Origin of the sequence: Streptomyces sp. UNOB3_S3, assembly GCF_020740895.1 — a bacterium.
Classification (GTDB): Bacteria; Actinomycetota; Actinomycetes; order Streptomycetales; family Streptomycetaceae; genus Streptomyces.
Genome location: NZ_JAILXP010000452.1, coordinates 1 through 5,266, shown reverse-complemented (window position 1 = coordinate 5,266; position 5,266 = coordinate 1). Strand labels below are relative to the sequence as shown.

Annotated in this window: 6 protein-coding genes and 1 pseudogene; 3 read left to right on the top strand and 4 right to left on the bottom strand. The window is 73.5% G+C overall.

Translation table 11 applies throughout. The annotated features are described in order from the left end of the window. The coding region (locus K6I33_RS31485) for a helix-turn-helix domain-containing protein (protein WP_229357960.1) at positions 1–353 on the top strand (353 nt) is incomplete at its 5' end. A 102-nt stretch (positions 354–455) separates the two neighbouring features. Continuing rightward, on the top strand, positions 456–1,562 hold the full coding sequence (locus K6I33_RS31480; RefSeq protein ID WP_229357959.1) for a PP2C family protein-serine/threonine phosphatase: 1,107 nt from the start codon (positions 456–458) through the stop codon (positions 1,560–1,562). 12 nt (positions 1,563–1,574) lie between these two features. Here the strand turns inward: K6I33_RS31480 and K6I33_RS31475 are convergent, their stop codons facing one another. After that, the gene (locus K6I33_RS31475; RefSeq protein ID WP_229357958.1) at positions 1,575–1,796 is read right to left on the bottom strand and encodes a hypothetical protein; all 222 of its coding nucleotides are present in this window, start codon (positions 1,794–1,796) and stop codon (positions 1,575–1,577) included. Positions 1,797–1,915: 119 nt separating this feature from the next. On the opposite strand from K6I33_RS31475, the gene K6I33_RS31470 reads away from it, so the two are divergent. Continuing rightward, positions 1,916–2,653, top strand: a complete 738-nt coding sequence (locus K6I33_RS31470) for a TetR/AcrR family transcriptional regulator (RefSeq protein ID WP_229357957.1) — start codon at positions 1,916–1,918, stop codon at positions 2,651–2,653. A 70-nt stretch (positions 2,654–2,723) separates the two neighbouring features. Here K6I33_RS31470 and K6I33_RS31465 read toward each other — a convergent pair whose 3' ends face one another. The 3 genes and pseudogenes from K6I33_RS31465 to K6I33_RS31455 all read right to left on the bottom strand — a co-directional run. Further along, a complete protein-coding gene (locus K6I33_RS31465) occupies positions 2,724–3,257 on the bottom strand; it encodes a hypothetical protein (RefSeq protein WP_229357956.1) in 534 nt (177 codons plus the stop codon). Between the two features lie 37 nt (positions 3,258–3,294). Next, positions 3,295–4,389, bottom strand: a complete 1,095-nt coding sequence (locus K6I33_RS31460) for a tetratricopeptide repeat protein (protein ID WP_229357955.1) — start codon at positions 4,387–4,389, stop codon at positions 3,295–3,297. Next, positions 4,386–5,266, bottom strand: a pseudogene (locus K6I33_RS31455) (26S protease regulatory subunit); the annotation flags it as partial. The gene K6I33_RS31460 and the pseudogene K6I33_RS31455, both read right to left, overlap by 4 nt.

Below are 5,266 nucleotides of genomic sequence, written 5' to 3'. Positions count from 1 at the left end.
GGGCGCGGGGGCGGGCGGCGGGCGTCGCCCGTTTCGACGACAGTCCGGTCTCCCTGCTGGTGGCGGCGTCCCCGGAGGAGGCCGGGCGGATCGCGCGGACGGTCTTCGCCGGCGTCCTGGAGCTCCCGGCCGCCGAGCGCGCCCGGCTGCTGGAGACGCTGGAGCAGTGGTTCGCCGCGGGCGGTTCGGCGGCCGAGGCGGCGAAACCGCTGTACTGCCACCGCAACACCGTCCGCTACCGGCTGCGCAGGGTGGAGGAGCTGACGGGCCGTTCGCTGCGTGACCCGCGCGCGATCGCCGACCTGGCCGTGGCGCTCGGCGCCCTGCGGCTACTGCCCGACGGCCCGGCCTGACACCCGCGGAGGGCGGGACGGGCCGGAAGGCGCGCCGGAAAGACGTGCCCGAAAGACGTGTCGGAGCCGGGTCCGGGTCGCCGGGAAATGTAAGCAGGAGGAATGCACCTCCGGCACGGGTCGCGGGGGGCCGAGGAGCCCTGGTACCGCAGTCACGCACTGCTCGCGGTGCCGCTCGCGCTCATCGCGCTGATCATGGTGCTCGACCTGTGGACGGGGAAGTCCATCCAGCTGGGCCCGCTCCTGGTGGTGGCGCCCACGCTCACGGCGACGTTCGGGAGCCCCCGGCTCGTCGCCCTGGTCGCGGCCGTGGCCGTGGCCGCGCAGATCGTGCTCAGCGCCCTGCTGGGAGGGCTGACGACCGCGAACCACGAGGCCCAGATCGGCGCCCTGCTGACGATCTCGCTCTTCGTCGTGGGCTTCCGCTACGCGCACGAGCGGCACGAGAGACAGCTCGGCCGGGCACGGCTGGTCGCGGACGTCATCCAGCGGTATCTGCTGCGCCCGCTCCCCCAGCGCGTCGGCCCGCTGCGGGTCGCGGCGGTGTACGTCGCGGCGGAGGCCGAGGCACGCATGGGCGGCGACCTCTACGCGACGGCGCGCACCCCGGACGGCAGCCGGTTCCTCATCGGCGACGTACGGGGCAAGGGCCTGCCCGCCATCGGGTCCACCACCCTGCTGCTCGGCGCCTTCCACGCGGCCGCGCACCGCAACCCCCCGCTGGCCCGGCTCGTCGCCCACCTGCACAACACCGTGTACTGGGACACCGTGGGCCCCTCGGACGACCCGGACAACGAGGAGGGCTTCGTCACGGCCGCGATACTGGACATCCCGGACGAGGAGCCTGTGATCCGGCTCATCAGCTGCGGCCATCCACCACCGCTGCTGGTGCACCGGGGCCGGGTCGTCCCGCTGACGGTCCGTGACCCGGCCCTGCCGCTGGGCGTGGGCTCGGCCCTGGAGGCGGACGACTACGAGGTGGAGACCTTCCCCTTCGAGGCCGGGGACCTGCTCCTGCTCTACACGGACGGGGTCAGCGAGGCCCGGGACGCGGGAGGCGTCTTCTACCCCCTCGCCGAACGGATCACCGCCTGGCGGGAACGCGACCCCCAGCGGCTGGTCCAGCGCCTCCACGACGACCTGCTCGGCCACTCGGGCGGCAACCTCGCCGACGACGCCGCCCTCGTGGCCATCCTGCGCTGCCCCTGACCGGTGGGGGCGTCAGCGGGGCAGGGCGCCGCACACGGACTGGACCACCCCGGAGTACTGGCTCACCACCGGCAGGTTCTTCGTCTCCCCATGGCACAGCGTGGCTTCCGCCGGAGCGGCGAGCTGGGCGACGGGGACCGGCCCGTCCCCCGGCCGGCCGGCGGCGTGGGCGGGGGACGCGGTGGCGCAGAGCACGGCCGTGCCGAGCACGCCGAGAGCGAGGATCCTTCTCATGCCCGGCCCAACGATCCGTCAGGACCGCTGGATGCGCCCGGCGTGGAATCCCCGCCCGTTTCGGGTACGGGGTACGGTAATAGCTCATGACGGTATGACAGGAGGAAGAAGAGATCGCCATGTCCCGTACCGGCTCGTCCGGCCGTCCCGCCGGTGTGGATCCCGAACGGCTCTGGTCGCGCGCCGAACGCCCGCGCCGGGGCAGGCCGCCGGCGCACAGCCGCGAGGCGATCACGGCGGAGGCCGTCGCCCTCGCCGACGCCGAGGGGCTCGCGGCGGTCACCATGCGCGCGGTCGCGGCCCGGATCGGGGCCGGGACGATGTCCCTCTACAGCTACGTCCCCAACAAGGAGACGCTGCTGGAGCTCATGATCGACCACGTCGGCGGCGACCACTCGCTGCCGGCCGAGCCCTCCGGGGACTGGCGCGCCGACCTCCGGCGGATCGGCCGGGAACAACGCGCGATCATGCGGCGCCACCCCTGGCTGCCCGCCGCGCTGTCCGCCCGGCAGACGCTCGGTCCCAACACCCTGGCCGTCCTGGAGTACGTCCTGGCCGTGCTCGAACCCGCGGGCCTGGACGCCCGGGCCCGGCTGGAGACCTTCAGCCTCCTCACCGGCTTCGTGGCCAGCCATGTCTCGTACGAACTCGCCCAGGAGCGGCTGATCGAGGCGACGGGCGGCGCTCCCGGCGCCTTCTTCGACGCCCAGGCGCGCTATCTGCGGTCCGTCGCCGAGGGCGGCGACTATCCCCGGCTCGCGGCGGCCCTGGCGGCCCCGGCCGACGACTCCTCGCCGCAGGCGGTCTTCGACCGTCTCCTCGACCGCATGATCGACGGGCTGACGGCGACGGCGTGACCCGTCCGGCCGTGCCCCTGACGAACGGGGCAGGGCCGGACCGGGACACGGACGAACGGGTGACGCGGGGTCAGCTCGCCGGGGCGGCCGACGGTATGTCGATCCTGGGGACGTCGATCTTCGGCATCTCGATCTTCGGCATCTCCACCTTGAGCGGGTCCTTGGTGTACTTCTCGGTGGGGCCGTTGTCCCAGGCGACCGAGAGGGTCTTGCCGCCGTTCTCCAGGGTGACCGTGCCCTTGGTGCGGGGGTTGTCGCCGCGGGGGCACTTCAGGTCCAGCTTCAGGGCGGCGCCGTCCCGGTGGGCGGGCCCGCTGCACACGCCCTTAGGGGAGTCGGATATCCCGTTCTCGCCCATGATCGTCACCCGGAAGATCTCACCGTCCTGCTGAAGGTTCCACATCCCGTTCATGGAGACGGCGTCGTCCTTCTTCCCGGCGTCCTTCTCCCCGCCCTTCGGCGCGGCGGTGGAGGGCTGCTCCGAGGGCTTGGCCGAGGACTTGTCCCCGGCCTTCTTCCCGCCGTCGCCCGAGCCGCTGCCACAACCGGTCATCAGCGCCGCGGCCATGACGACCGCCCCCGTGATCTGCGCTGCCTTGCGCACGTCGTCTCTCCTCATTCGTTCAACAGAACGCATCAACCTAGCAGGCGCGTTCGGCGCGCTCGCGCTCCTCGCGGCGCTTGGCGGCCCCGTACCACATGGCGAGGACCACCGGCACGGCACCCACCAGCACGAGGTTCCGCTCGGACGTCCGGTCGGTCCAGGGGACCGCCACCAGCGCCACCGCGCACAGCGTGCCCCACAGCGCGTGCGCGACCGGCATGCGCGCTGCCCAGCGGAGCCGGATCAGCGACCACACCGTGGACCGCGCGCCGCGCGGCAGCTTGCGGTAGGCGAGGAACCAGGCGCCCACGGCCCAGACGACGCCCATCAGCACCAGGGCCCACAGCCGGATGCCGAGCGGTACGGGCAGTTCCGTAGGGCCCTTGCCCGTCGGGAAGGCCCGGGACGCCTGGGCGGCGATCACCAGACAGCCCAGGGCGAACCAGCGGGTGCGACGCAGCAGCCGCAGGACGATCAGCTGGAGCCGGTACTCGAGGTTGTGGGCGTCCGGCTTGGTGCCCAGCGCGGCGGCGTACTCCCCCGCCAGCTCCGGCAGCTTCACCTCCCCGGCGTCGGCCCGCATGTCGGCGAGCTGGGCGCGGGCGTCGGCGAAGTCGGGGTCCAGGCGGAGCGCGGTGCGCAGGCCTTCGAGGCGGATGCCGTTCCGGCCGATGTCCCCGGCGGCCGCGGCCAGGTTGAAGTGCGCGACGGCGCTGTCCGGGGCGAGTTCGACCACCTTGAGCTGGGCGGCGTACCGCCCCTCGCGGTCGCCCTTGAGGAGCAGGCACCGGGCCAGCACGGCGTGGGTGGCCGAGACCTCGGGGCCCACGCGCACGGCTTCCCGGGCGGCGTCGAGGGCCTCGTCCATCCGGAGGAGCATCGTCAGCAGGAAGGACCGCCGCTCCCACGCGTACCAGCACGTGGGGTCGGCGGCGATGCCCTCGTCCGCGGCCTTCAGGGCGCCCTCGCGGTCGCCGGTGCGGAAGCGGCAGTGGGCGAACCGGGCCCACGCCCAGGCGTCGGAGGGCGCGTCCGTCAGGTACCGGGCCAGGAGTTCGGCGGCCTGCTCGAAGCGTTCGACCTCGACGAGGGCCTCCGCGCGTTCCTTCAGTTCCGTCGTGCCCGTGTTCACAGCATCCTCTTCCGCTTGAGGTGGACCAGCAGGTCGTCGTACGCCCCGCCTTCGTTGGCGAACTGCGCGACGTTGCGGGCGGAGGCGAACCAGGGGCCGGTGGACGGCCGGAGGCCGCCGAGGACGGCCGTGAAGTCGGCCATGCCGATCATCCGGGCCTCGCCGGTGCGGACCGAGTCCAGCAGCGCCCGTTCGGCCGCCGACTCGCACAGGTGCCGGAGGTCCGCGCCGGAGAACCCGTCGGTGCGCCGGGCGAGCCTCGCCAGGTCGATGCCGGCGACCGGCCGGTCCGTCAGGTGGTGCCGGAGGATCGCCTCACGGGCCGACAGGTCGGGCGGCAGGACGAGGAGCGTCCGGTCCAGCCGGCCGGGGCGGCGCAGGGCGGTGTCGACGTCCCAGGGGTGGTTGGTCGCGGCGAGGACGAACACGCCGTCGTCCGACGCCGAGCCCACGCCGTCGAGTTCGGCGAGGAGCTGGTTGACGGTGGTGCGCATGCCGGTGTGCCGGATCTGGCTGCGCTTGGCGCCCAGCGCGTCGATCTCGTCGAGGAACAGGACGCAGGGGGCGTTGCGGCGGGCGGTCTCGAAGAGCCGGCGGAGGTTGCGCTCGGAGGTGCCCATCCACATGTCGAGGACGTCACTGATGCTCACGGACAGGAAGCGGGCGCCGAGTTCGCCCGCGACGGCGCGGGCCACGAAGGTCTTGCCGCAGCCGGGCGGACCGTACATCAGCAGGCCGCCGCTGAGGCTCTTGCCGTAGAGGCGGCGCAGGGCGGGGTTGCGGAGGGGGGCGAGGAAGGCGGCCTCCAGCCGTGCCTTGACCTCGTCTGCCGCCGACGTCGGCGAGGGTGAGGGCGGTGCTCTCGACGTCCCAGGGG

Excerpts from the sequence above, each read along its gene's own strand:
- K6I33_RS31480 (WP_229357959.1), top strand. The coding sequence starts at position 456 with ATGCACCTCCGGCACGGGTCGCGGGGGGCCGAGGAGCCCTGGTACCGC.
- K6I33_RS31475 (WP_229357958.1), bottom strand. The coding sequence starts at position 1,796 with ATGAGAAGGATCCTCGCTCTCGGCGTGCTCGGCACGGCCGTGCTCTGC.
- K6I33_RS31470 (WP_229357957.1), top strand. The coding sequence starts at position 1,916 with ATGTCCCGTACCGGCTCGTCCGGCCGTCCCGCCGGTGTGGATCCCGAA.